Source organism: Klebsiella electrica (assembly GCF_006711645.1).
Classification (GTDB): domain Bacteria; phylum Pseudomonadota; class Gammaproteobacteria; order Enterobacterales; family Enterobacteriaceae; genus Klebsiella; species Klebsiella electrica.
On record NZ_CP041247.1, the window covers coordinates 3733209 to 3754735 of the forward strand.

Below are 21527 nucleotides of genomic sequence, written 5' to 3' on the forward strand. Positions count from 1 at the left end.
ACACGGGCCGAAGGCAAATCCACACCCGGCAGTCTTACGCAATAAAGGCGCTAAGGAGACCATAAATGTCTGATGCTAAAGCAAAAATCACCCTAGGCGGTGATACTGCTATTGAACTGGATGTGCTAAAGGGCACGCTCGGTCAGGATGTTATTGATATTCGTAGTCTTGGATCAAAAGGCGTATTCACCTTTGACCCTGGTTTCACTTCCACCGCATCGTGTGAATCTAAAATCACGTTTATCGATGGTGATGAAGGTATCCTGCTCCACCGCGGTTTCCCGATCGATCAGTTAGCGACCGAGTCCAACTACCTTGAAGTGTGTTACATCCTGCTGAACGGTGAAAAACCGAACCAGGAACAGTACAACGAATTCAAGACCATCGTTACCCGCCACACCATGATCCACGAGCAGATTACCCGTCTGTTCCACGCGTTTCGCCGCGACTCCCACCCGATGGCGGTGATGTGCGGTATCACCGGCGCGCTGGCCGCGTTCTATCACGACTCTCTGGATGTCAACAATCCGCGCCACCGTGAAATCGCCGCCTACCGCCTGCTGTCCAAAATGCCGACAATGGCAGCCATGTGTTACAAATATTCAATCGGCCAGCCTTTCGTTTATCCGCGCAACGACCTCTCTTACGCGGGCAACTTCCTGAATATGATGTTCTCCACACCGTGTGAAACCTACGAGGTTAACCCGGTACTGGAACGCGCTATGGACCGTATCCTGATCCTGCACGCCGACCACGAACAGAACGCATCCACCTCCACCGTCCGTACCGCAGGTTCTTCTGGCGCGAACCCGTTCGCCTGTATCGCTGCGGGCATCGCCTCCCTGTGGGGACCGGCGCACGGTGGCGCGAACGAAGCTGCGCTGAAGATGCTGGAAGAGATCAGTTCCGTTGAGCACATTCCGGAATTTGTCCGTCGCGCGAAAGACAAAAACGACTCTTTCCGTCTGATGGGCTTTGGCCACCGCGTGTACAAAAACTACGACCCGCGCGCCACCGTGATGCGTGAAACCTGCCATGAAGTGCTGAAAGAACTGGGCACCAAAGACGATCTGCTGGAAGTGGCCATGGAACTTGAGCACATCGCGCTCAACGACCCGTACTTTATCGAGAAGAAACTCTACCCGAACGTCGATTTCTACTCCGGTATCATTCTGAAAGCGATGGGCATTCCGTCCTCCATGTTTACCGTTATCTTCGCGATGGCGCGTACCGTTGGCTGGATTGCTCACTGGAACGAAATGCACAGCGACGGCATGAAAATCGCGCGTCCGCGTCAGCTGTATACCGGCTACGAAAAACGCGACTTCAAATCCGACGTGGTCAAAGGCTAAGTGCGATTCTGAAGAGCAAAAACGCGCCTGCGGGCGCGTTTTTTATTGTTAACAAAGTGCGTTCTGGCGGCATTGCCCGGCGGCGCTTCGCTTGCGCGGGCCGACAAAAGCAGGTCGATAGCGCAGGCCGCTTGCGTGGGCCTACCCCAACCGGTAGATACCGTGGGCCGGGTCAGGCGCATGCCATACCGGCACGCTATCTAAAAGAGCGAGCAACGTATCGCTAACGCTGGCATCCCGGACACCAGTAAAACGGCCGCGACGCGAGCATCGTTTTCTCGATAATCCCGCCGCAGCGCTCGCAAATTTCGCCATCGCGATGGAAAACCTTAAAGTGGAACAGCGCGCCGTGATGTTTATTCTCATCCACCCTACCGCGGGTATGATACGACAGGCGCGGAATATCCAGCAGCGCATGGGCCAGGGCGTCGAGCTGCTTATCATCGAGCGCCGATGCGTTATGCCGCCGGCTCAACCCCACCTGCCAGAGAATCTCCACGCGTAAATAGTTTCCCAGCCCGGCCAGAAACGCCTGATCCAACAGCAAAGCGGAAAACTGCCGCCGACGGAATCTGGCCGACAGCAGGCGGGCTTTGACCGATTCCGCGGTCAGCGTCATATCCAGCACATCCGGCCCCACCCGCAATAAAAACGGATGGCTGGCCAGCTGCTCCGGCGTCAGAATAGCGATATCCGACGCGCTATAGAGCAAAATCGCCTTCTCCGCCGTCTGCAGTCTGACCCGCAGCACCCTATTGCTGATCGGCTGTTCGCCCGCCGCTACCACGCGCCAGACGCCGTACAGCTGATTATGACTGTAGAGCGTCAGGCCGCCGGAGAAATGCGTCAGCAACGCTTTGCCGCGGGTTTCTATATGGGTTATCCGCTGGCCTACCAGCTGAGCTTGATACACCTGTAGCGGCGGAAAAGCGAACCAGACATCGGTAAGAGGTTCGCCTTTGACCGCCGCCTCCAGGCTATCCGCCGCGCGGCGGATCTCCGGACCTTCCGGCATAGTAGCGTCCTTATGTTAGTGCGTGGCCCCGCCGACGATTTTCACATCGCCTTCCTGGCGCAAGGAGACGGCAATCGCCGTCTCCAGCGCCGCACGGACCGTTGGTAGCGCCATACTCGCCTCACCCGGATGGGCGGCCGCCTGCTCCGGGAGGTACGGAATATGGATAAAACCGCCTTTCGCTCCGCTTCTCCCGTTTAATGCCTGCAGCAGACCATACATCACATGGTTGCAGACGAATGTCCCCGCCGTTTGCGACACCGATGCCGGTATGCCCTGTCCGCGCAGCGCCGCGACAATCGCTTTCACCGGCAGGCTGCTGAACCAGGCCGCCGGACCGCCGGCCACCACCGGCACATCAACCGGCTGCTGGCCTTTATTATCGGCAATACGCGCATCATCGACGTTTATCGCGACACGTTCGACGGTAATATCGACACGCCCCCCCGCCTGCCCGACCGCTATCGTTAACACCGGCTGATACTCATCCAGCGCCGCATACAGCGCCGTCAGGGCCTCGCCAAATACACAGGGCAGCTGTCGTGCGACCACGCGCTCACCGGCCACCATCGCGCCATCAAGCTGCTTCACCACTTCCCACGAAGGGTTCACCGCCTCGCCGCCAAAGGGTTCAAATCCGGTGATTAATACGCCCGCCATCTTTCCTCCTTACAGGAACATCAGGAAATAGAGTAGAAATACGTTGACGATCAGCAGCAGTACGCCGGTCGGAATCTGAGCCTTAATCACCGCATTTTTATCCGGCAGTTCCAGCAGCGCCGCCGGCACGATGTTGAAGTTTGCCGCCATCGGCGTCATCAGGGTGCCGCAGTAACCGGAGAACATACCGATCGCTGCCATCACCGCCGGATTACCGCCGTGCTGAAGCACCAGAATCGGAATACCAATCCCCGCCGTGACAATCGGGAAGGCGGCAAACGCATTGCCCATGACCATCGTCAGCAGCGCCATGCCGATGGTGTAGACCGCCACAGCGACAAAGCGGCTGTCCACCGCCAGATAATTCTCGGTGAGCCAGGCAATACTGCTACCCACTCCGGCAGTGGTAAACAGCAGCCCCAGCACCGCCAGGATCTGCGGCAAAATAAACGCCCAGCCTACCGAATCCAGCAGACGACGCGCCTCCTGCAGCGGCTGTGCGACCTTTTCCCGGGTCATGCGAATCGCCATCATCAGGCCAATCAGCGTCCCGGCGGTCATCGAAAACAGCGTAATCAGCGTGGCATGATTACCCGGGCCAAACACCCGAACTTGCCACGATGGCAGGTTATTAAACAGCAGCACCCCGATCACCGTGACAACCGGAATAGCCAGCGCCGGATAAAACAGCCGGTTACCCAGGCGGGTCGCGCTGGCGGTTCGCTCTTCCTCGGTGCGTTGGTGATAGCTACCCAGCCTGACACCGCCAAAACCGGCGATCAGCGCCAGCGCCACGACGGCAACGCCGACGGCAATATTGACCGAGCGCTTGTTGTCTACCAGCTGATAAGTCCAGTCGCCAAGCAGGAACAGCAGACCGTACAGCCCCCAGAACAGGCCGGTGGTCAGGCGACGAGGGTTACTTTTGTCGCGCCATGACATGACCGCGACCACCAGCAGAACGACACCCGCCAGCCAGTAGAGCCAGGTTTGTTGAAAATTCATGCGACACCGCCTTTCGCCTGTGCGGCGGCGTTCACTTTATCCAACTCGCGCTGCAGGTGACGATCGAGTCGCCACAGACGCGCGGAATGGATCGCGAAGGCGCAAATCGCCGTCGGGATCCCCCACAGGGCAATATGCAGCGGTTCGGTCTGGATCCCACCGGACTCCAGCATAAAGTTGTGCATAAAGATGATGGCACCGAAGGCGACGAAAATGTCTTCGCCAAAGAACAGGCCGACGTTGTCCGTCGCCGCCGACATCGCGCGTAAGCGATAGCGAATGCTGCCGGGAAGCGGACCTAACGTTTTTTCCGCCGCCCCTTCCGCCATCGGCGCCAGCAGCGGACGCACCATTTGCGGATGCCCCCCCAGGCTGGTTAACCCCAGCGCAGCCGTCGCTTCGCGCACGAACAGGTAGACGATCAGCAGACGTCCGGCGGTGGCGCTGTGGATCTTCGCGATCCACGCCTGGGCGCGCTCTTTCAGGCCATGCCGTTCAAGTAGCCCAATGACCGCCAGCGGCAGCAAGAGAATAAATGGCAGGTTGCGGGTGTTAAGAAACCCCTCCCCCAGCTTTTCCAGAATGGTGGCGATGGGCATTTGCGCCGCCACGCCGGTAACAATTCCAGAGATAATGACCACTAAAACCGGATTAAAACGCAAAACAAATCCGACCACAATCACGGCAATGCCGATCAGCGGCCAGAGAGATATCGCTTCTCCCATGATAACGTCCTGTTCGTTGTGAGTGTTGTTGTGAGTGTTGTAATGCCTTAATAATTATTGTTTTATTCTTCTGTTTCCGCGCTGACCTGAATATTGCGTCCGGCAAAAGCCGCACGCAAACGGCGCGCAAAATCCAGCGCATGCTCGCCGTCGCCGTGAAGACACACGGTGTCGGCGATAACGTGCGCCCATTCACCGGTGATACTGCGTACCCGATTGTGTTGCACCATTTCCAGCGTCTGCGCCAACGCCTGCTCTTCGCTGTCGATAAGCGATCCGGGCTGTGAACGCGGCACCAGACTACCGTCAGCCAGATACCCGCGATCGGCGAACACCTCCTGCCGCGTAGCCAGCTTGTAATGTTGTCCGGCGCGAATTAATTCACTGCCGGCCAGCCCGACCAGGATCAGCGCAGGATCGAAATCCCGCACCGCCCGGGCAATCGCATCGGCCAGCGGCGCCTCTTTTGCCGCCTGGTTGTAAAGCATACCGTGCGGCTTCACGTGCCTGAGTTCACCGCCTTCCGCGCGCACGATCGCCGCCAGCGCGCCAATCTGATACAGCATCTGGGCATAGACCGTCTCCGGCGGCAGCTGCATTGCGGTGCGGCCAAAATTTTCCCGATCGGGAAAGCTGGGATGCGCCCCGACGGCCACGCCGTTTTTCAACGCCTCGCGCACGCATTTATGCATCAGTAACGCATCGCCGGCGTGAAAACCGCAGGCGATATTGGCGGAGGAGACCAGCTGTAACAACGCGCTATCGCTCGCGCAGCCTTCCCCCAGATCGGCATTTAAATCAATGATCATCGCTCAGTCTCCATGCCAGTTGTTCCAGATAACGCTGCTGATCCGCACGCGCTTTCAACGCCTCTTCCAGCGTGCACGGAACAAAGTGAATCGGCTGGCCTAGCGGAATTTGCGCCAGCTGGTACATATCAGCGTCGATAATACAGGCAATACGCGGGTAGCCGCCGGTGGTCTGCGCGTCGTTCATCAGAACAATCGGCTGGCCGTTATGCGGGACCTGCACCACGCCCGGCAGCAGGCCGTGCGAGAACATTTCGCGATCGGTGGTGCGGGTAAGCGGTTGGCCCTGCAGGCGATATCCCATCCGGTTACTCTGGGCACTAAGCTGCCAGGGGGAACGCCAGAACGCCCCCTGCGAAGCCCGATCAAATTCATGGTACTCCGGCCCCGGTAACGCGCGGATGCGGTTCCCGACCGGCAGTGACTTAACGCCACGCGACGCGCTGAATCGTCGGGACGCTTTTCCCAGTTTCAGCCGATCGCCATCCTGCAGCCGCCGCCCTTCAAGGCCGCCAATGCCGACTTTCAGATCGGTACAGCGCGAGCCAAGCACCTGCGGAACATCAATGCCTCCGGCCACCGCCAGATAGCTGCGGATCCCGTACTGCGGGTTTTTAAGCACCAGATGCTGCCCGGCCTTCGCCGCCATTCGCCAGCCAACCCATACCGGCTTGTCGTCCAGCATGGCTTCACAGGCGGCACCGGTCAGCGCAAACCAGCAATCGCGTTCAAACAGAATATCCACCTGGCCGAGCGTAATCTCCAGCGCGGCGGCATTCGCCGCGTTGCCGACCAGCAGGTTGGCAATCACCAGCGAAGGTTTATCCAGCGCGCCGCAGAGACTGATCCCCGACTGCCGCTGTCCTTCACGCCCGCCATCCTGTACCGAGGAGTACATTCCGGCGCGGATCATCTTCAGCATATCCCCTCCTTTTGCGGCACAAAGCGAACGCGATCGCCGGCACGCAGCAGCACGGGCTCCTGACGCATGGGATCAAAAAGCGCCAGCGGGGTGCGGCCCAGCAGCTGCCATCCGCCCGGCGTCGCCAGCGGATACACGCCGGTTTGCGCGCCGCCGATGCCGACAGAGCCGGCGGGGACCCGCAGACGCGGTTCCGCATGTCGCGGCATCGCTAAACGTTCCGGCAGTCCGCCGAGATAGGGAAATCCTGGCTGGAAACCAAGAAACCACACCACGTACTCGACGGAGGCGTGCAGTTCAACGACCTGCTTTGCCGTCAGCCCGCTGTGGAGCGCCACGTTTGCCAGATCGGGGCCGTCTTCACCGCCGTAGATAACCGGAATGGTCATCAGCCGCGACTGCGGCTCAAGCGCCTCACTCTCCTCCCACCAGCGCTGCAACTGCTCAATCGCATCCCATGCCATCGTCTGCGGATGGCGCAGGACCACGGTAATATTGTTCATCCCCGGTATCGCATCCAGGGCCTCTTCATGATCCGCCAGTCTTTGGGCCAGCCGCCAGATACGCTTTTGACTCTCCAGCGTCAGCGGGGGATCGAGCTCCAGAACCACGGCGGTTTCGCCTAACATGTAACAACGCGCTCGCTGCACTTTTTCTCTCTCATCAGGCCGGGTTAGGAATATCAATAAAGGTCACATCCAGATCGGTATTTTCCGTCAGCCATTCGCTCAACGCGCGAATACCGCCGCGTTCAGTGGCATGGTGCCCGGCGGCATAAAAATGCAGGGACTGCTCGCGCGCGGAGTGGATGGTTTGCTCCGAGACCTCGCCGGTAATAAACGCATCGACGCCGAAGCGAGCGGCGCTGTCAATAAAGCTCTGACCACCGCCGGTACACCAGGCGACACGGGCCACTTTTTCTGGCCCGGTATCCCCGCACCATAGCGGTTTGCGTCCCAGGCGCGCCTCAATCCACGAGGCCAGCTCGAGCCCGGAAACCGGCATCGACAACTCTCCCCACGGGAGCAGCGGCTCAATTTCACCCTTGATAGTCATTCCGAGCAGTTGCGCCAGCTGGGCGTTATTCCCCAGCTCCGGGTGGGCATCCAGCGGCAGATGCCAGCCATAGAGATTGATATCATTCGCCAGCAGCGTCTTCAGACGCTGGCGTTTAATGCCGCGAATCACCGGCGATTCGCCTTTCCAGAAATAACCATGATGAACAATCACCGCATCTGCCTGCAGGCGCACGGCTTCATCCAACAGCGCCTGACTGGCGGTGACGCCGGTGATAATTTTTTGCACCGTTTCACGCCCTTCCACCTGCAGGCCATTTGGCGCGTAGTCGCTGAATGTCGCGCTATTGAGCTTTTCGTTAATCAGTTGTTCCAGTTCACTATTTTTCATTGCCGCTCCATCAGGTCATCATTTTGTGCACAGGCATAACATAGCGGTATTCGCGTAGATCGTCGATAGCCTCTCGGCGAGAGCCTATCATTTGACTTTTAGCTTAATCCCGCAATTTGTCTACCCACCCCATAATGCATTCGTGTATATTTATGCACTATTAAAGCATATTAAATAACCAGAAAGCCTTTAAGACCATGAATATCACTACCAAACCGCTATTCATGCAGAAAGATCGACTTTCGTATTACGGCAGGAACCAGGCGTTACATGAACAGACAATCCTCGCAGCCGCGCGCAATCTATTACGTCGTGGCGCTGCAAATTTGGGAATACTTTAGTTTTTACGGGATGCGGGCGCTGCTGATTTTGTATCTCACCAATCAGCTTAAGTACGACGATAGCCACGCCTACGCCCTCTTCAGCGCCTACTGCTCGCTGGTGTACGTCACGCCGATTCTCGGCGGTTTTCTGGCCGATAAACTCCTCGGCAACCGAATGGCGGTGATGCTCGGCGCGTTGTTGATGGCCATTGGCCACCTGGTGTTGGGCGCCAGCGAAATTGCGCCGACCTTCCTCTATCTGTCGCTCGCCATCATCGTCTGCGGCTACGGATTGTTTAAATCCAACGTCAGCTGCCTGTTGGGCGAGCTGTACGAGCCCACCGATCCACGCCGCGACGGCGGCTTCTCGCTGATGTATGCGGCGGGAAATATCGGTTCGATCGTCGCTCCCATCGCCTGCGGATATGTGCAGGAAGAGTACAGCTGGGCCATGGGCTTCGCCCTCGCCGCCGTCGGGATGATTGCCGGGCTGGTGATTTTCCTCTGCGGCAGTCGCCATTTCCGCCACACCTCGGGCGTCAACCGCGAGGCGCTCTGCGCGCGCCGCTTTATGCTGCCCACCTGGGGCTGGCTGCTGGTTCTGCTGATCGCGGCCCCGCTGCTGATCGGCGTACTGTTCTGGCAAGAGTGGTCGGTCTATGCGTTGATCGTGGCGACGATTGTCGGCCTGGTGGTACTGGCCAGAATTTATCGGCGGGCAGAGACGGCCAGACAGCGTCGAGACCTGCGGCTCATTATCGTCCTGACCGGGTTCAGCCTGCTGTTCTGGGCTTTCGCGCAACAGGGCGGCAGCTCCATCAGCCTGTATATCGACCGCTTCGTGAACCGGCATATCCTGCGTTATGAGGTCCCGACCGCGATGTTCCAGTCGGTGAACGCCTTTGCGGTCATGTTCTGCGGAATGGTGCTGGCCTGGCTGGTGAAAGAGAATATCAACGGCAACCGTACCGTGCGGATCTGGGGGAAATTTGCGCTGGGTCTGGGGCTGATGAGCGCCGGCTTCTGCATTCTGACCCTGAGCGCGCGCTGGTCAGCCGCTTACGGACAATCGTCGATGCCGCTGATGGTGCTGGGCCTCGCGGTGATGGGCTTTGCCGAGCTGTTTATCGATCCGGTGGCGATGGCGCAAATCACCCGCATCGCAATCCCCGGCGTGACCGGCGTGCTGACCGGCATCTATATGCTGCTCTCCGGCGCCATCGCCAACTATCTGGCCGGCGTGATTGCCGACCAGACGGCGCAGGGCGCGTTCGATGAAGCCGGTGCGACCAGCTACGCCATTGATGCCTATATTAACGTGTTCAGCCAAATCACCTGGGGGTCTTTAGCCTGCGTCGGCCTGGTGCTGATCATCTGGCTGTATCACGCCCTGCGGGTCAGGAGCCGCGCCCTGGCCGTGGAGTAAGGCTTTTACTGGCAGCCTCCCAGGCCGCCAGCGTCTCCAGCCGCGCCTGCTTATGATCGACCAGCGGGCGCGGATAGTTCAGGGTCACCCCCTGCTTATCGGCCCATCGCCACGGCTGATGCAGCGCGTTATCAGGAACGTCCGCCAGCTCAGGCAGCCATTGCCGAATAAACCCCCCCGCTTTATCAAACTTCTCGCCCTGGGTGGTTGGATTAAATATACGAAAATAAGGGGCGGCGTCGGTGCCTGTCGAGGCGGCCCACTGCCACCCGCCGTTATTCGCCGCCAGATCGCCATCAATCAGCTGGTTGATAAAATAGCGTTCGCCCGCGCGCCAGTCGATGCGCAGATCCTTGACCAGAAAACTGGCGGCAATCATCCGCAGCCGGTTATGCATCCAGCCCGTGGCATTGAGCTGGCGCATCGCGGCATCGACAATCGGAAAACCCGTCTTCCCGGCTTGCCACGCCTCTAATCCTTGCTCATCATCCCGCCATGCCACGTTATCGGTCCAGGCAATAAACGGACGCCCCTTGCATAACTGCGGGTAGAACACCATCAAATGCCGGTAAAATTCCCGCCAGATAAGTTCGTTCAACCAGATGGAACCTGCTTCGCCGTCGAGCGCTGCGGGCTGCTCAGCCAGCAGTCGATGCAGGCACTGACGTGGGGAAAGTACGCCCACGGCCAGACATGGCGACAGTCGGCTGGTGCCTTCCGTGGCGGGAAAATCACGCTGCAGATCATAACCGGCGGCTTTTTGCTGGCAGAAATGACGCAGCCGGGCGATAGCCGTTTTCTCATCGTCGGCAAAAAGGTGTGGGTCGAAAGCCTCCTGCGGATAGCGAATCTCCGGCAGCGGCGCTGGCGCCAGGGGGCCGTGGCTGCGTACCGTCGGTGCGGCGACGCACTCCGGCAGCGCCTCGCGCAATCGACGGAGAAAAGCGTTTTTAAAGGGCGTAAACACTTTATACATTTCGTGATTACCGGTCAGCACGCTGCCGGGAGACAGTAACAGCGCATCGTCAAACCCGTGACACACCACGCCGCTCAGCCGTTTTTCCACCGCCGCATCGCGCTGACGCTCGTTAATTTCGTACTGGTAGTTATAAAACAGGTGGCTGACCTGCTGCTGCGCGCAATAGTCCGTCAGTAGCTGGACGCTGGCCGAAAAATCCTCCGCCTCCGCCACCTGCAGCGCTATCCCCCGCTCGGCAAGAGCTGACTGCAGGCTACGCAGATGGCGGACGATAAAAGCCGCCTGCCGCGGCGCCATACCGTGCTGACGCCACTGGCCCGGCGTGGCGATAAACAGCGCCAGCACGCGGGCATGCGGATCGCGACAGGCGGCGGCAAGCGCCAGGTTGTCATGGATACGTAGGTCAGCGCGAAACCAAACCAGATGAGTGGCCATAAAACTCCTGCAATCAGTAACATTCATGGATTCGATACCCCTGGAGCGCGGAAGAAACTCGTAGCCCGCGGGATAAGTATCAGGAAATTCAGATATAGAGTGTTGCAGGAGGCGCGCAGGCGCAAGCAGAGCTCGTCTGAGCGGGCAAAAAAAAACCGCCGGAGAACCGGCGGTTATGCAGTCGGGCGATGGCTGTCAGTAAAAATCGGCGGCGGCTTTTTCAGCCTGCGCCATCCACACCGGCTGTTCGCTGGTTTTTGCCCATACCCGATGCAGCCAGCTGTAATAGCGGGCCCGGTCTTTCCACAACAGCATCACCGGAAGTGCTGCCACGCCAGCCACGACGGCGAAAGCACGACGTAAAAAGATAACGTGAGTCGGATAAGTTTTATACAACGCCATAATTTCTCTCCCTTAGTCAGGCCGGCAAGCGACGCCGGTAAAGTGTCAATGTCTTTCTGGCTAAAATAATACCGCTTTGGCTGTAATTTTACTACTCATCCGACCACTAAAAACGGCCCGTTTTGCCTTTATTTACATTCACCCGGTAATTGAGTTACAAAAAAGTTAAATTAATACTAACCATTGGTTAATTTGTGGTTTTAGTGATTTTTATACTTTTTTTACACCCCCCGTTCTGATTTTTGCAAAATCTTTGCACGCGAATTTCTATCCTCCAGGTAAATCGTAAAGACACCCGGAGGTGGATTGTGAGTGCAGGCGTAATTGCTGGCGTGGCGCTGGTATTCCTGTTGCTGGCCTATTTGGTCTATGCCCTGATAAACGCGGAGGCATTCTGATGGCCGCACAAGGATTTTTACTTATCGCCAGTTTTCTGCTGCTGCTGATGGTGCTGGCTCGCCTGACGGGGACGTTGCTGGCCAGAATGATCGCCGATACCCCGCTACCGGGGCTTGCCGGCATTGAGCGCGGCATCTGGCGGATCTCGGGGATCGGTTCACAGGAGATGAACTGGCGCCAGTATCTGCTCGCCATTCTGCTGTTTAATGGCGTGGGGCTGGTGGTGCTGCTCGCGCTGCTGATGTCTCAGGGTGCGCTGCCGCTCAACCCTCAGCATCTTCCCGGCCTGTCATGGGATCTGGCGCTGAATACGGCGGTGAGTTTCGTCAGCAACACCAACTGGCAGGCCTATGCCGGAGAAAGTACCCTCAGCTACCTCAGTCAGATGGCCGGTCTGACGGTGCAAAACTTCCTCTCGGCGGCCACCGGTATCGCGGTGATATTTGCCTTCACCCGCGCCTGGTCTCGCCAGCAGGTCAGCACTCTGGGTAACGCCTGGGTCGACCTCACCCGCATTACCCTATGGCTGCTGCTGCCGGTGTCACTGCTGATCGCGCTGTTCTTTATTCAGCAAGGTGTGCCGCAAAATTTCCTGCCGTATCAGGCCTTCACCTCGCTGGAAGGGGTGCATCAGTCGCTGCCAATGGGGCCGGTCGCCTCGCAGGAAGCCGTCAAAATGCTCGGTACCAACGGCGGTGGGTTCTTTAACGCCAACTCCGCGCACCCGTTTGAAAACCCGACGGCGCTGAGCAACATGGTGCAAATGCTGGCGATGTTTTTGATCCCGGCCGCACTGTGCTTTGCCTTTGGCGACGTCGTCGGCGACCGCCGCCAGGGACACGCCATCCTGTGGGCAATGACGCTGATCTTTATCGTCTGCGTGGCGGTGGTGATGTGGGCAGAAACCCACGGTAACCCGCACCTGTTGCAACTGGGGGCGGACAGCAGCCGGAATATGGAAGGCAAAGAGAGTCGCTTTGGCATTCTGACCAGCAGCCTGTTCGCGGTTATCACCACCGCCGCCTCCTGCGGCGCGGTCAATGCCATGCACGACTCCTTTACTGCGCTGGGCGGCATGGTTCCCATGTGGCTGATGCAAATAGGCGAAGTGGTCTTCGGCGGCGTGGGCTCGGGTCTGTACGGCATGCTGCTGTTTGTCATGCTGGCAGTCTTTATCGCCGGGCTGATGATTGGCCGGACGCCGGAATATCTCGGTAAGAAGATAGATGTACGCGAAATGAAAATGATCGCCCTCGCCATCCTCGTGACGCCCACTCTGGTGCTGCTGGGTACCGCGCTGGCGATGATGACCGAGGCCGGACGCGCGGGGATGTTTAATCCGGGAGCGCACGGCTTTAGCGAAGTGCTGTATGCCGTCACGTCCGCCGCCAATAACAACGGCAGCGCCTTCGCCGGCCTCAACGCGGCCACGCCATTCTGGAACCTGCTGCTGGCGTTTTGCATGCTGCTCGGCCGTTTTGCGGTCATCGTGCCGGTAATGGCTATCGCCGGTTCTCTGGTGGGTAAAAAGATCCAACCGACCAGTTCCGGCACCCTTGCCACCCATGATGTGCTGTTTATCGGTCTGCTGATCGGTACCGTGCTGCTGGTTGGCGCCCTGACCTTTATTCCTGCCCTGGCGCTCGGCCCGTTGGCGGAACACTTCTCCTTACTTTAAGTGATGCGGAGCACCCTGTTATGAGTCGCAAACAATTAGCCCTGCTCGAACCGACGCTGGTGCGCCAGGCGCTGCTGGATGCCGTGAAAAAACTGAGCCCGACGGTGCAGTGGCGCAACCCGGTGATGTTCATCGTCTGGATCGGTAGCCTGATAACCACGCTGCTGGCCGTAGCGATGGCCAGCGGGCATCTCGCCGGCAGCGCCGCTTTTACCGCCGCCGTGAGTATCTGGTTGTGGTTTACCGTGCTGTTCGCCAACTTCGCCGAAGCCATGGCAGAAGGCCGCAGCAAAGCGCAGGCCAACAGTCTGAAAGGGGTGAAAAAAACCGCTTTTGCTCGCAAGCTGCGCGCGCCGCAGCATGATGCGCCTGTCGACCATATTCCGGCCGAGGATTTACGCAAAGGCGATGTGGTGCTGGTGGAAGCTGGCGATATCATTCCCTGCGACGGGGAAGTTATTGAAGGCGGTGCCTCGGTGGACGAAAGCGCCATCACCGGTGAATCAGCGCCGGTGATCCGCGAATCCGGCGGTGACTTTGCATCGGTCACCGGCGGGACGCGCATTCTTTCTGACTGGCTGGTGATCCGCTGTAGCGTCAACCCTGGGGAAACCTTCCTTGATCGGATGATCGCCATGGTCGAAGGCGCCCAGCGCCGCAAAACACCGAATGAAATTGCGCTGACGATCCTGCTTATCGCCCTCACGCTGGTGTTCCTGCTGGCGACCGCCACCATCTGGCCGTTCTCCGCCTGGAGCGGCAATGCGGTCAGCGTGACGGTACTGGTGGCGCTGCTGGTATGCCTGATTCCGACCACCATCGGCGGGCTGCTGTCGGCGATCGGCGTCGCCGGGATGAGCCGCATGCTGGGCGCCAACGTTATCGCCACCAGCGGACGCGCGGTAGAAGCCGCGGGCGACGTTGACGTCTTACTGCTGGATAAAACCGGTACGATTACCCTCGGTAACCGCCAGGCCTCGGCGTTTTTACCGGCGGAAGGCGTCGAAGAAAAAACCCTTGCCGATGCCGCCCAGCTCTCATCTCTGGCCGATGAAACGCCGGAAGGCCGCAGCATCGTGGTGCTGGCAAAACAGCGCTTCAACCTGCGCGAGCGGGATCTGCAGTCGCTGCACGCGACCTTCGTTCCCTTCACCGCCCAGACGCGCATGAGCGGGATTAATATCGATCGGCGAATGATCCGCAAAGGCTCCGTCGACGCGATTCGTCGCCATGTCGAGGCCAACGGCGGCCACTTCCCGGCGGACGTCGACAAACAGGTGGAAGATGTCGCCCGCCAGGGGGCGACGCCGCTGGTGGTCGCGGAAGGCAAACGCGTGCTGGGGATCATTTCGCTGAAAGATATCGTTAAAGGCGGAATTAAGGAGCGCTTCGCTCAGCTGCGTAAGATGGGCATCAAAACGGTCATGATTACCGGCGATAACCGCCTGACCGCGGCGGCGATTGCCGCCGAAGCGGGCGTCGATGATTTCCTTGCCGAAGCGACTCCGGAAGCCAAACTGGCGCTGATCCGTCAGTACCAGTCCGAAGGTCGTCTGGTGGCGATGACCGGCGACGGTACCAACGATGCCCCGGCGCTGGCTCAGGCCGATGTCGCGGTGGCGATGAACTCCGGTACCCAGGCGGCAAAAGAGGCGGGCAACATGGTGGACCTCGACTCCAACCCGACCAAACTGATCGAAGTGGTGCATATCGGTAAGCAGATGCTGATGACCCGTGGGTCGTTGACCACCTTCAGTATTGCCAACGACGTGGCGAAGTACTTTGCCATTATTCCGGCCGCCTTTGCCGCCGTTTACCCGCAACTGGCGATGCTCAACGTCATGCACCTGCACTCGCCTGCCTCGGCGATTCTGAGCGCGGTTATCTTTAACGCGCTGATCATCATCTTCCTGATCCCGCTGGCGCTGAAAGGCGTGAGCTATCGCCCGCTGTCGGCTTCAGCCATGCTGCGCCGTAATCTGTGGGTTTATGGCCTGGGCGGGCTGCTGGTGCCGTTTATCGGCATTAAAGCTATCGATCTGTTACTGACCCTGACCGGGCTGCTGTGAGGAACATACCATGTCATTCATTCGACCGGCACTTGTGCTATTTATTCTGTTAACGCTCCTCACCGGCGGCGTCTATCCGCTGCTGACGACGGCGCTTGGGCAGTGGTGGTTCCCGCAGCAGGCAAACGGCTCACTGATCCGCATCGCCGGCGAAGTCCGCGGTTCCAGCCTGATTGGCCAGAATTTTACCGCGGCGGGCTATTTCCAGGGGCGCCCTTCGGCGACCGCTGACACGCCGTACAATCCGCTCGCCTCCGGCGGCAGTAATCTGGCCGTCAGCAACCCGGCGCTGGATAAGGCCGTCAGCGAACGCGTGCAGGCGCTACGTCTCGCCAACCCGGAAGCGAATCCGCGCGTTCCGGTTGAGCTGGTGACAACCTCGGCAAGCGGGCTGGATAATAACCTCACTCCGGCGGCAGCGCTCTGGCAGGTACCGCGCGTCGCGAAGGCCCGTAATCTGAGTATTGCGCAAGTCACCCGCCTGGTGAATGACGCGACGCAAACGCCGCTGGTCAGTTTTCTCGGCCAGCCTGTGGTAAATATAGTGCAACTGAATATGGCGCTGGATGCCCTGAAGGATAAGTAAAATGAGTGACGAGCCGCTGCGCCCGGACCCGGACCGCCTGTTGCAACATACCGGCGAGCCGCATCGCGGCAAGCTAAAAGTGTTCTTTGGCGCCTGTGCGGGCGTCGGTAAAACCTGGGCCATGTTGGCGGAAGCGCAGCGGCTGCGCGCTCAGGGGCTGGATATTCTGATTGGCGTGGCGGAAACCCACGGTCGCAAAGAGACCGCGGCAATGCTGGACGGGCTCAGCACCCTCCCCCAGCGCCGCTTCTCTCATCGCGGACGCTATGTCCATGAGTTCGATCTCGACGCCGCGCTGGCGCGCCGACCAGCGCTGATTCTGGTGGATGAGCTGGCGCACAGCAACGCGCCAGGCTCGCGCCACCCCAAACGCTGGCAGGATGTCGAAGAGCTTCTCGATGCCGGTATCGACGTGTTTACCACCGTGAACGTCCAGCATCTCGAAAGCCTGAATGATGTCGTCAGCGGGATTACCGGCGTGCAGGTGCGCGAAACCGTCCCCGATCCCTTTTTTGACGCTGCCGACGACGTGGTGCTGGTCGACCTGCCTCCTGACGATCTCCGTCAGCGCCTGAATGAGGGCAAGGTCTATATCGGCGGTCAGGCGGAGCGGGCCATCGAAAACTTTTTCCGCAAGGGAAACCTGATTGCTCTGCGTGAGCTGGCTCTGCGTCGGACCGCCGATCGGGTCGATGAACAGATGCGCGCCTGGCGCGACCGTCAGGGGCAGGAGAAAGTCTGGCATACCCGCGACACCCTGCTGCTGTGCATCGGCCATAATACCGGCAGTGAAAAACTGGTGCGCGCCGCCGCGCGCCTGGCCGCGCGATTCGGCAGCATCTGGCATGCGGTTTACGTCGAAACCCCCTCCCTGCACCGCCTGCCGGAAGCCAAACGGCGGGCTATCCTGGCCGCCCTGCGGCTCGCTCAGGAGTTAGGGGCGGAAACGGCCACGCTCTCCGACCCATCAGAAGAGAAAGCCGTACTGCACTACGCCCGCGAGCATAATCTGGGCAAAATCGTCATCGGCCGCCAGGGAAAACGCCGCTGGTGGAGCCGCAGCGGATTCGCCGATCGCCTGGCGCGCGACGCGCCCGACCTCGATCTGGTGGTTATCGCCCTTGATGAAAAAAGCGCCCCGCTGCCCACGCGGGCCAGCGATAGCCGTACCGCCATCGAGAAGTGGCGCTTGCAAATCCAGGGCTGCTTCGTGGCGCTGGCACTCTGCGCGGTCATTACGCTGGTGGCGATGCAGTGGCTGGTGGCCTTTGAAGCCGCCAACCTGGTGATGCTCTACCTGCTTGGCGTGGTGATTATCGCGCTGCTATACGGCCGCTGGCCGTCGGTGCTGGCGACGGTTATCAACGTGGTCAGCTTCGACCTGTTCTTTGTGTCACCGCGCGGTACGCTGGCGGTTTCCGACGTACAATACCTGCTGACCTTTGGCGTCATGCTGACCGTCGGTCTGCTGATCGGGAATCTCACCGCCGGCGTCCGCTATCAGGCCCGCGTGGCGCGCTATCGCGAGCAACGCACCCGCCATCTGTATGAGATGTCAAAAGCGCTGGCGGTCGGGCGCAGCGAGGATGATATTGCCGCGACCAGCGAGCGCTTTATCGCCTCCACGTTCCAGGCCCGCGGGCAGCTGCTGCTCCCCGACAGTAGCGGTAAACTGCACCCGCTCACCCACCAGCCGGGGCTGACCTCGTGGGACGATGCCATCGCCCGCTGGAGCTTCGATAAGGGCCAGCCCGCCGGCGCCGGTACCGATACGCTGCCGGGCGTCCCCTATCAAATCTTACCGCTGAAAAGCGCCGCCCGGACCTGGGGGCTGCTGATAGTGGAACCCGAAAACCTGCGTCAGCTGATGATTCCGGAACAGCAGCGCCTGCTGGAAACCTTTACGCTACTGGTCGCCAGCGCGCTGGAGCGGCTGACCCTCACCGCCAGCGAAGAGCAGGCCCGGCTCAACAGCGAGCGGGAAAGTCTGCGCAACTCGCTGCTGGCGGCGCTCTCCCATGATTTGCGCACGCCGTTGACCGTGCTCTTCGGGCAGGCGGAAATTCTGACGCTCGACCTGGCCAGCGAAGGCTCGAAGCATGCTCCGCAGGCCAATGAAATTCGCCAGCACGTGCTGAATACGACCCGGCTGGTTAATAATCTGCTGGATATGGCGCGTATTCAGTCCGGCGGATTTAACTTGCATAAAGAGTGGCTGACGCTCGAAGAGGTGATCGGCAGCGCCCTGCGGATGCTGGAACCGGGCCTCGGCGGGCAGCATATTCAGCTGACGCTGCCCGATCCGCTGCTGCTGGTTCACGTCGACGGCCCGCTGTTTGAGCGGGTGCTGATTAATCTGCTGGAGAATGCGCTGAAGTATGCCGGTTCGCAGGCACAGATCGGTATTGCGGCGCAGGCAGATGAGCGGCAACTGCGCTTAGAGGTGTGGGATAATGGCCCCGGGATCCCGGCAGGCCAGGAACAGGCTATCTTTGATAAATTCGCCCGCGGGCATAAAGAGTCGGCGATCCCTGGCGTCGGGCTGGGTCTGGCCATCTGTCGTGCGATCGTTGAAGTGCACGGCGGTACGATCGGCGCCCATACGCGACCGGAAGGCGGTGCCTGCTTCCGTGTTACACTCCCCAGAGAAACGGCCCCGGAACTGGATGAATGGAGCGGAGCGGCATAACGCCGCCCCGGTGGAATGCCCCGAGACGCGCAGCTACACGCCAGCCCAGGCTGGCGTCAGAGTCTGCGGTTGAGGCGCCAGCCGCGTTCCGGACGTTTGTGAAGGAGAGTGTCCTATCTGTCTGAACGGGAAGAACGGGTGATAAACGTACTGATTATTGAAGATGAACATGCTATCCGCCGCTTTCTGCGCACCGCGCTGGAAGCCGACGGCATGCGCGTATTTGAAGCCGATACCCTGCAGCGGGGTCTTATTGAAGCCGCAACCCGCAAACCTGATGTGGTCATCCTCGATCTCGGGCTACCCGATGGCGACGGCAATGAGTTTATTCGCGACGTGCGCCAGTGGAGTCAGATGCCGATTATCGTGCTGTCGGCCCGCACCGAGGAGCACAATAAAATTGCCGCGCTTGACGCCGGCGCCGATGACTATCTCAGTAAACCCTTTGGTATTGGCGAGCTGCAGGCGCGATTGCGAGTCGCGATGCGCCGACATGCCGGCGCGCAGGCCGACGAACCGCTGGTGCGCTTCGCCGATATTGAAGTCGATATTCCTGCCCGCCGCATCGTACGCGGCGACGATGAGCTCCATCTGACGCCGATTGAATTTCGTCTGCTGGTAGTGCTGTTAAATAATCCCGGTAAGGTCCTCACCCAGCGCCAGCTGCTCAATCAGGTGTGGGGGCCCAATGCGGTGGAACACAGCCATTATTTACGCATTTATATGGGGCACCTGCGGCAAAAGCTGGAGGCCGATCCGGCGCGCCCGCAGCATTTACTGACCGAAACGGGGATCGGCTATCGGTTTATGCCGTAGCGCGACGCCTGTCGCCATCCTGCTGACTCCGCAGATATCAGAAGGAAGACAGCAGCGAATGGATGAATGCCGCAATAAAAAAAGGGCTCCATGCTGGCATGGAGCCCTTTTCGCTACTCTACAGGCTCAACCGCGCCTGAAAGGGGCGATAATCACCTGAGAATGGCTGTCCGTTTTACCGGACTCAGGCGTTTTTCAGCACTTCGCTGACGATTTCCACCGCTTCTTTCTCGATCTGCTTACGATGTTCTTCCCCCAGGAAGCTCTCGCAGTAGATCTTGTAAGCGTCTTCCGTACCTGACGGACGCGCGGCGAACCAGCCGTTGTCGGTCATCACTTTCAGGCCGCCAATCGATGCGCCGTTGCCCGGCGCGGCGGTCAGACGTGCGGTGATCGGATCGCCGGCCAGCTGGCTGGCGCTGACCATTTCCGGCGACAGCTTAGACAGCGCCGCTTTCTGTGCGGAAGTCGCCGAAGCCTGCAGACGGTTATAGCTCGGCGCGCCGAAGCGGGCAGCCAGTTCGTCGTAGTGCTGCTGCGGGTTTTTACCGGTGACGGCGGTGATTTCTGCCGCCAGCAGACACATGATGATACCGTCTTTGTCGGTCGACCACGGAGTGCCGTCAAAACGCAGGAACGAGGCGCCCGCGCTCTCTTCACCGCCAAAACCGAAGCTGCCGTCGAACAGGCCGTCAACAAACCATTTAAAGCCCACCGGCACTTCCACCAGCTTGCGGCCCAGGTCGTTAACCACGCGATCGATCATCGCGGAGGAGACCAGCGTCTTACCAACGGCGACATTCTGGCCCCACTGCGGACGATGCTGGAACAGGTAGTTAATCGCCACCGCCAGATAGTGGTTCGGGTTCATCAGCCCCACCGGAGTGACGATACCGTGGCGGTCATAATCCGGATCGTTAGCAAAAGCCAGATCGAACTTATCGCGCAGCGCCAGCAGCCCTGCCATCGCACACTCAGATGAGCAGTCCATGCGAATGGCGCCGTCTTTATCGAGGTGCATAAAGCGGAAGGTTTGATCGACGTGATCGTTGACGATAGTCAGATCGAGTTTGTAGTACTCAGCAATGCGTTTCCAGTATTCGATACCGGAACCCCCCAACGGATCGACGCCGAGCTTCAGGCCGGCTTTCTGAATCGCCGCCATGTCGACGATATCCGCCAGCCCTTCGATAAACGGCTGCACCAGATCCTGTTCTTTGACATGACCGGATGCCAGCGCCGCATCGAGGGAGATGCGCTTGACGCCCTGCAGACCCGAGGCCAGCAGTTCGTTGGCACGGTTCTCGACCACTTTGGTGACGTTGGTATCAGCCGGGCCGCCGTTCGGCGGGTTGTACTTGATACCGCCATCTTCCGGCGGGTTGTGGGACGGTGTAATCACGATGCCGTCCGCCAGCGGACCGCCTTTTTTGTTGTGCACCAGGATGGCATTGGAAATGGCCGGCGTCGGAGTAAAACCGTTGTTTTCCTGCACGATAACATCAACGCCGTTGGCTGCCAGCACTTCCAGAACCGAAATAAAGGCTGGCTCGGAGAGCGCATGGGTATCTTTACCCACGTAGCAAGGGCCGGTAATCCCGTTCTTCGCGCGGTCTTCAGCAATCGCCTGAGCGATTGCCAGAATATGCTGCTCATTGAAGTTATGGCGCCCTGCACTGCCACGATGGCCAGAGGTGCCAAACTTCACCGCATGCTCCGCGTTGCTCGCTTCCGGCTTCAGTACATAGTACTGTGCAGTCAGCTGAGCGACGTTAATCAAATCACTCTGTTGTGCAGGCTGACCCGCACGCTTATCGATTGCCATTGCCT

The 21527-nt window shown here is 59.4% G+C and carries 19 protein-coding genes; 8 read left to right on the forward strand and 11 right to left on the reverse strand.

The genetic code is table 11. From position 1 onward, the window contains the following. The first annotated feature begins 65 nt into the window (after nt 1–65). Nucleotides 66–1352 carry a citrate synthase gene (gene gltA, locus Electrica_RS17840; protein ID WP_100685655.1) on the forward strand — a complete coding sequence of 429 codons (1287 nt, stop codon included), beginning with the start codon at nt 66–68 and terminating at the stop codon, nt 1350–1352. Between the two features lie 223 nt (nt 1353–1575). Here the strand turns inward: gltA and nei are convergent, their stop codons facing one another. The 8 genes from nei to Electrica_RS17880 form a co-directional block, all read right to left on the reverse strand. After that, nucleotides 1576–2367 (reverse strand): endonuclease VIII, encoded by a 792-nt coding sequence (gene nei / locus Electrica_RS17845; protein WP_141965081.1) that lies wholly within the window; start codon nt 2365–2367, stop codon nt 1576–1578. A 15-nt stretch (nt 2368–2382) separates the two neighbouring features. After that, entirely contained in the window at nt 2383–3027 is a 645-nt protein-coding gene (gene pcp, locus Electrica_RS17850) for a pyroglutamyl-peptidase I (RefSeq protein WP_141965082.1), read from the reverse strand. Nucleotides 3028–3036: 9 nt separating this feature from the next. Further along, on the reverse strand, nt 3037–4032 hold the full coding sequence (locus Electrica_RS17855) for a DUF979 domain-containing protein (protein WP_141965083.1): 996 nt from the start codon (nt 4030–4032) through the stop codon (nt 3037–3039). Further along, a complete protein-coding gene (locus tag Electrica_RS17860) occupies nt 4029–4757 on the reverse strand; it encodes a DUF969 domain-containing protein (RefSeq protein ID WP_131047672.1) in 729 nt (242 codons plus the stop codon). The genes Electrica_RS17855 and Electrica_RS17860 overlap by 4 nt, the downstream gene beginning before the upstream one ends. Before the next feature lie 62 nt (nt 4758–4819). Further along, the gene (gene pxpA, locus Electrica_RS17865; protein ID WP_141965084.1) at nt 4820–5566 is read right to left on the reverse strand and encodes a 5-oxoprolinase subunit PxpA; all 747 of its coding nucleotides are present in this window, start codon (nt 5564–5566) and stop codon (nt 4820–4822) included. Beyond that, nucleotides 5556–6488 (reverse strand): 5-oxoprolinase subunit PxpC, encoded by a 933-nt coding sequence (gene pxpC, locus Electrica_RS17870; protein ID WP_141965085.1) that lies wholly within the window; start codon nt 6486–6488, stop codon nt 5556–5558. Before pxpC ends, pxpA begins: the two co-directional genes overlap by 11 nt. Beyond that, entirely contained in the window at nt 6482–7138 is a 657-nt protein-coding gene (gene pxpB / locus Electrica_RS17875) for a 5-oxoprolinase subunit PxpB (protein WP_141965086.1), read from the reverse strand. The genes pxpC and pxpB overlap by 7 nt, the downstream gene beginning before the upstream one ends. A gap of 13 nt (nt 7139–7151) precedes the next feature. Next, nucleotides 7152–7895, reverse strand: coding sequence for a type 2 GTP cyclohydrolase I (locus Electrica_RS17880; protein ID WP_100685661.1), 744 nt, complete (start codon nt 7893–7895; stop codon nt 7152–7154). A gap of 270 nt (nt 7896–8165) precedes the next feature. On the opposite strand from Electrica_RS17880, the gene dtpD reads away from it, so the two are divergent. Next, nucleotides 8166–9644 carry a dipeptide permease DtpD gene (gene dtpD / locus Electrica_RS17885; protein ID WP_141965087.1) on the forward strand — a complete coding sequence of 493 codons (1479 nt, stop codon included), beginning with the start codon at nt 8166–8168 and terminating at the stop codon, nt 9642–9644. Here dtpD and phrB read toward each other — a convergent pair. Together phrB and Electrica_RS17895 are read right to left on the reverse strand one after the other, a co-directional pair. After that, nucleotides 9616–11058, reverse strand: coding sequence for a deoxyribodipyrimidine photo-lyase (gene phrB / locus Electrica_RS17890; protein ID WP_141965088.1), 1443 nt, complete (start codon nt 11056–11058; stop codon nt 9616–9618). The genes dtpD and phrB overlap by 29 nt on opposite strands. 195 nt (nt 11059–11253) lie before the next feature. Continuing rightward, complete coding sequence (locus tag Electrica_RS17895) at nt 11254–11460, reverse strand: DUF2517 family protein (protein ID WP_100685664.1); 207 nt, start codon at nt 11458–11460, stop codon at nt 11254–11256. A 308-nt stretch (nt 11461–11768) separates the two neighbouring features. Here Electrica_RS17895 and kdpF point away from each other — a divergent pair, with 308 nt between their 5' ends. The 6 genes from kdpF to kdpE all read left to right on the forward strand — a co-directional run bounded on the left by kdpF (nt 11769) and on the right by kdpE (nt 19697). Beyond that, nucleotides 11769–11858: a K(+)-transporting ATPase subunit F gene (kdpF, locus tag Electrica_RS17900; RefSeq protein ID WP_015584874.1), complete on the forward strand. Its 90-nt coding sequence runs from the start codon at nt 11769–11771 to the stop codon at nt 11856–11858. Beyond that, a complete protein-coding gene (gene kdpA, locus Electrica_RS17905; RefSeq protein WP_141965089.1) occupies nt 11858–13537 on the forward strand; it encodes a potassium-transporting ATPase subunit KdpA in 1680 nt (559 codons plus the stop codon). The genes kdpF and kdpA overlap by 1 nt, the downstream gene beginning before the upstream one ends. 20 nt (nt 13538–13557) lie before the next feature. Further along, the gene (gene kdpB, locus Electrica_RS17910; RefSeq protein WP_100685666.1) at nt 13558–15606 is read left to right on the forward strand and encodes a potassium-transporting ATPase subunit KdpB; all 2049 of its coding nucleotides are present in this window, start codon (nt 13558–13560) and stop codon (nt 15604–15606) included. Between the two features lie 10 nt (nt 15607–15616). Next, entirely contained in the window at nt 15617–16192 is a 576-nt protein-coding gene (kdpC, locus tag Electrica_RS17915) for a potassium-transporting ATPase subunit KdpC (protein WP_141965090.1), read from the forward strand. A 1-nt stretch (nt 16193) separates the two neighbouring features. Further along, a complete protein-coding gene (gene kdpD, locus Electrica_RS17920; protein ID WP_100685668.1) occupies nt 16194–18881 on the forward strand; it encodes a two-component system sensor histidine kinase KdpD in 2688 nt (895 codons plus the stop codon). Between the two features lie 138 nt (nt 18882–19019). Beyond that, on the forward strand, nt 19020–19697 hold the full coding sequence (gene kdpE / locus Electrica_RS17925) for a two-component system response regulator KdpE (protein ID WP_141965091.1): 678 nt from the start codon (nt 19020–19022) through the stop codon (nt 19695–19697). A 184-nt stretch (nt 19698–19881) separates the two neighbouring features. Here the strand turns inward: kdpE and pgm are convergent, their stop codons facing one another. Further along, the gene (pgm, locus tag Electrica_RS17930; RefSeq protein WP_141965092.1) at nt 19882–21522 is read right to left on the reverse strand and encodes a phosphoglucomutase (alpha-D-glucose-1,6-bisphosphate-dependent); all 1641 of its coding nucleotides are present in this window, start codon (nt 21520–21522) and stop codon (nt 19882–19884) included. Nucleotides 21523–21527: the final 5 nt, after the last annotated feature.

Excerpts from the sequence above, each read along its gene's own strand:
- gltA (WP_100685655.1), top strand. The coding sequence starts at position 66 with ATGTCTGATGCTAAAGCAAAAATCACCCTAGGCGGTGATACTGCTATT.
- nei (WP_141965081.1), bottom strand. The coding sequence starts at position 2,367 with ATGCCGGAAGGTCCGGAGATCCGCCGCGCGGCGGATAGCCTGGAGGCG.
- pcp (WP_141965082.1), bottom strand. The coding sequence starts at position 3,027 with ATGGCGGGCGTATTAATCACCGGATTTGAACCCTTTGGCGGCGAGGCG.
- Electrica_RS17855 (WP_141965083.1), bottom strand. The coding sequence starts at position 4,032 with ATGAATTTTCAACAAACCTGGCTCTACTGGCTGGCGGGTGTCGTTCTG.
- Electrica_RS17860 (WP_131047672.1), bottom strand. The coding sequence starts at position 4,757 with ATGGGAGAAGCGATATCTCTCTGGCCGCTGATCGGCATTGCCGTGATT.
- pxpA (WP_141965084.1), bottom strand. The coding sequence starts at position 5,566 with ATGATCATTGATTTAAATGCCGATCTGGGGGAAGGCTGCGCGAGCGAT.
- pxpC (WP_141965085.1), bottom strand. The coding sequence starts at position 6,488 with ATGCTGAAGATGATCCGCGCCGGAATGTACTCCTCGGTACAGGATGGC.
- Electrica_RS17880 (WP_100685661.1), bottom strand. The coding sequence starts at position 7,895 with ATGAAAAATAGTGAACTGGAACAACTGATTAACGAAAAGCTCAATAGC.
- dtpD (WP_141965087.1), top strand. The coding sequence starts at position 8,166 with ATGAACAGACAATCCTCGCAGCCGCGCGCAATCTATTACGTCGTGGCG.
- phrB (WP_141965088.1), bottom strand. The coding sequence starts at position 11,058 with ATGGCCACTCATCTGGTTTGGTTTCGCGCTGACCTACGTATCCATGAC.
- Electrica_RS17895 (WP_100685664.1), bottom strand. The coding sequence starts at position 11,460 with ATGGCGTTGTATAAAACTTATCCGACTCACGTTATCTTTTTACGTCGT.
- kdpA (WP_141965089.1), top strand. The coding sequence starts at position 11,858 with ATGGCCGCACAAGGATTTTTACTTATCGCCAGTTTTCTGCTGCTGCTG.
- kdpB (WP_100685666.1), top strand. The coding sequence starts at position 13,558 with ATGAGTCGCAAACAATTAGCCCTGCTCGAACCGACGCTGGTGCGCCAG.
- kdpC (WP_141965090.1), top strand. The coding sequence starts at position 15,617 with ATGTCATTCATTCGACCGGCACTTGTGCTATTTATTCTGTTAACGCTC.
- kdpD (WP_100685668.1), top strand. The coding sequence starts at position 16,194 with ATGAGTGACGAGCCGCTGCGCCCGGACCCGGACCGCCTGTTGCAACAT.
- pgm (WP_141965092.1), bottom strand. The coding sequence starts at position 21,522 with ATGGCAATCGATAAGCGTGCGGGTCAGCCTGCACAACAGAGTGATTTG.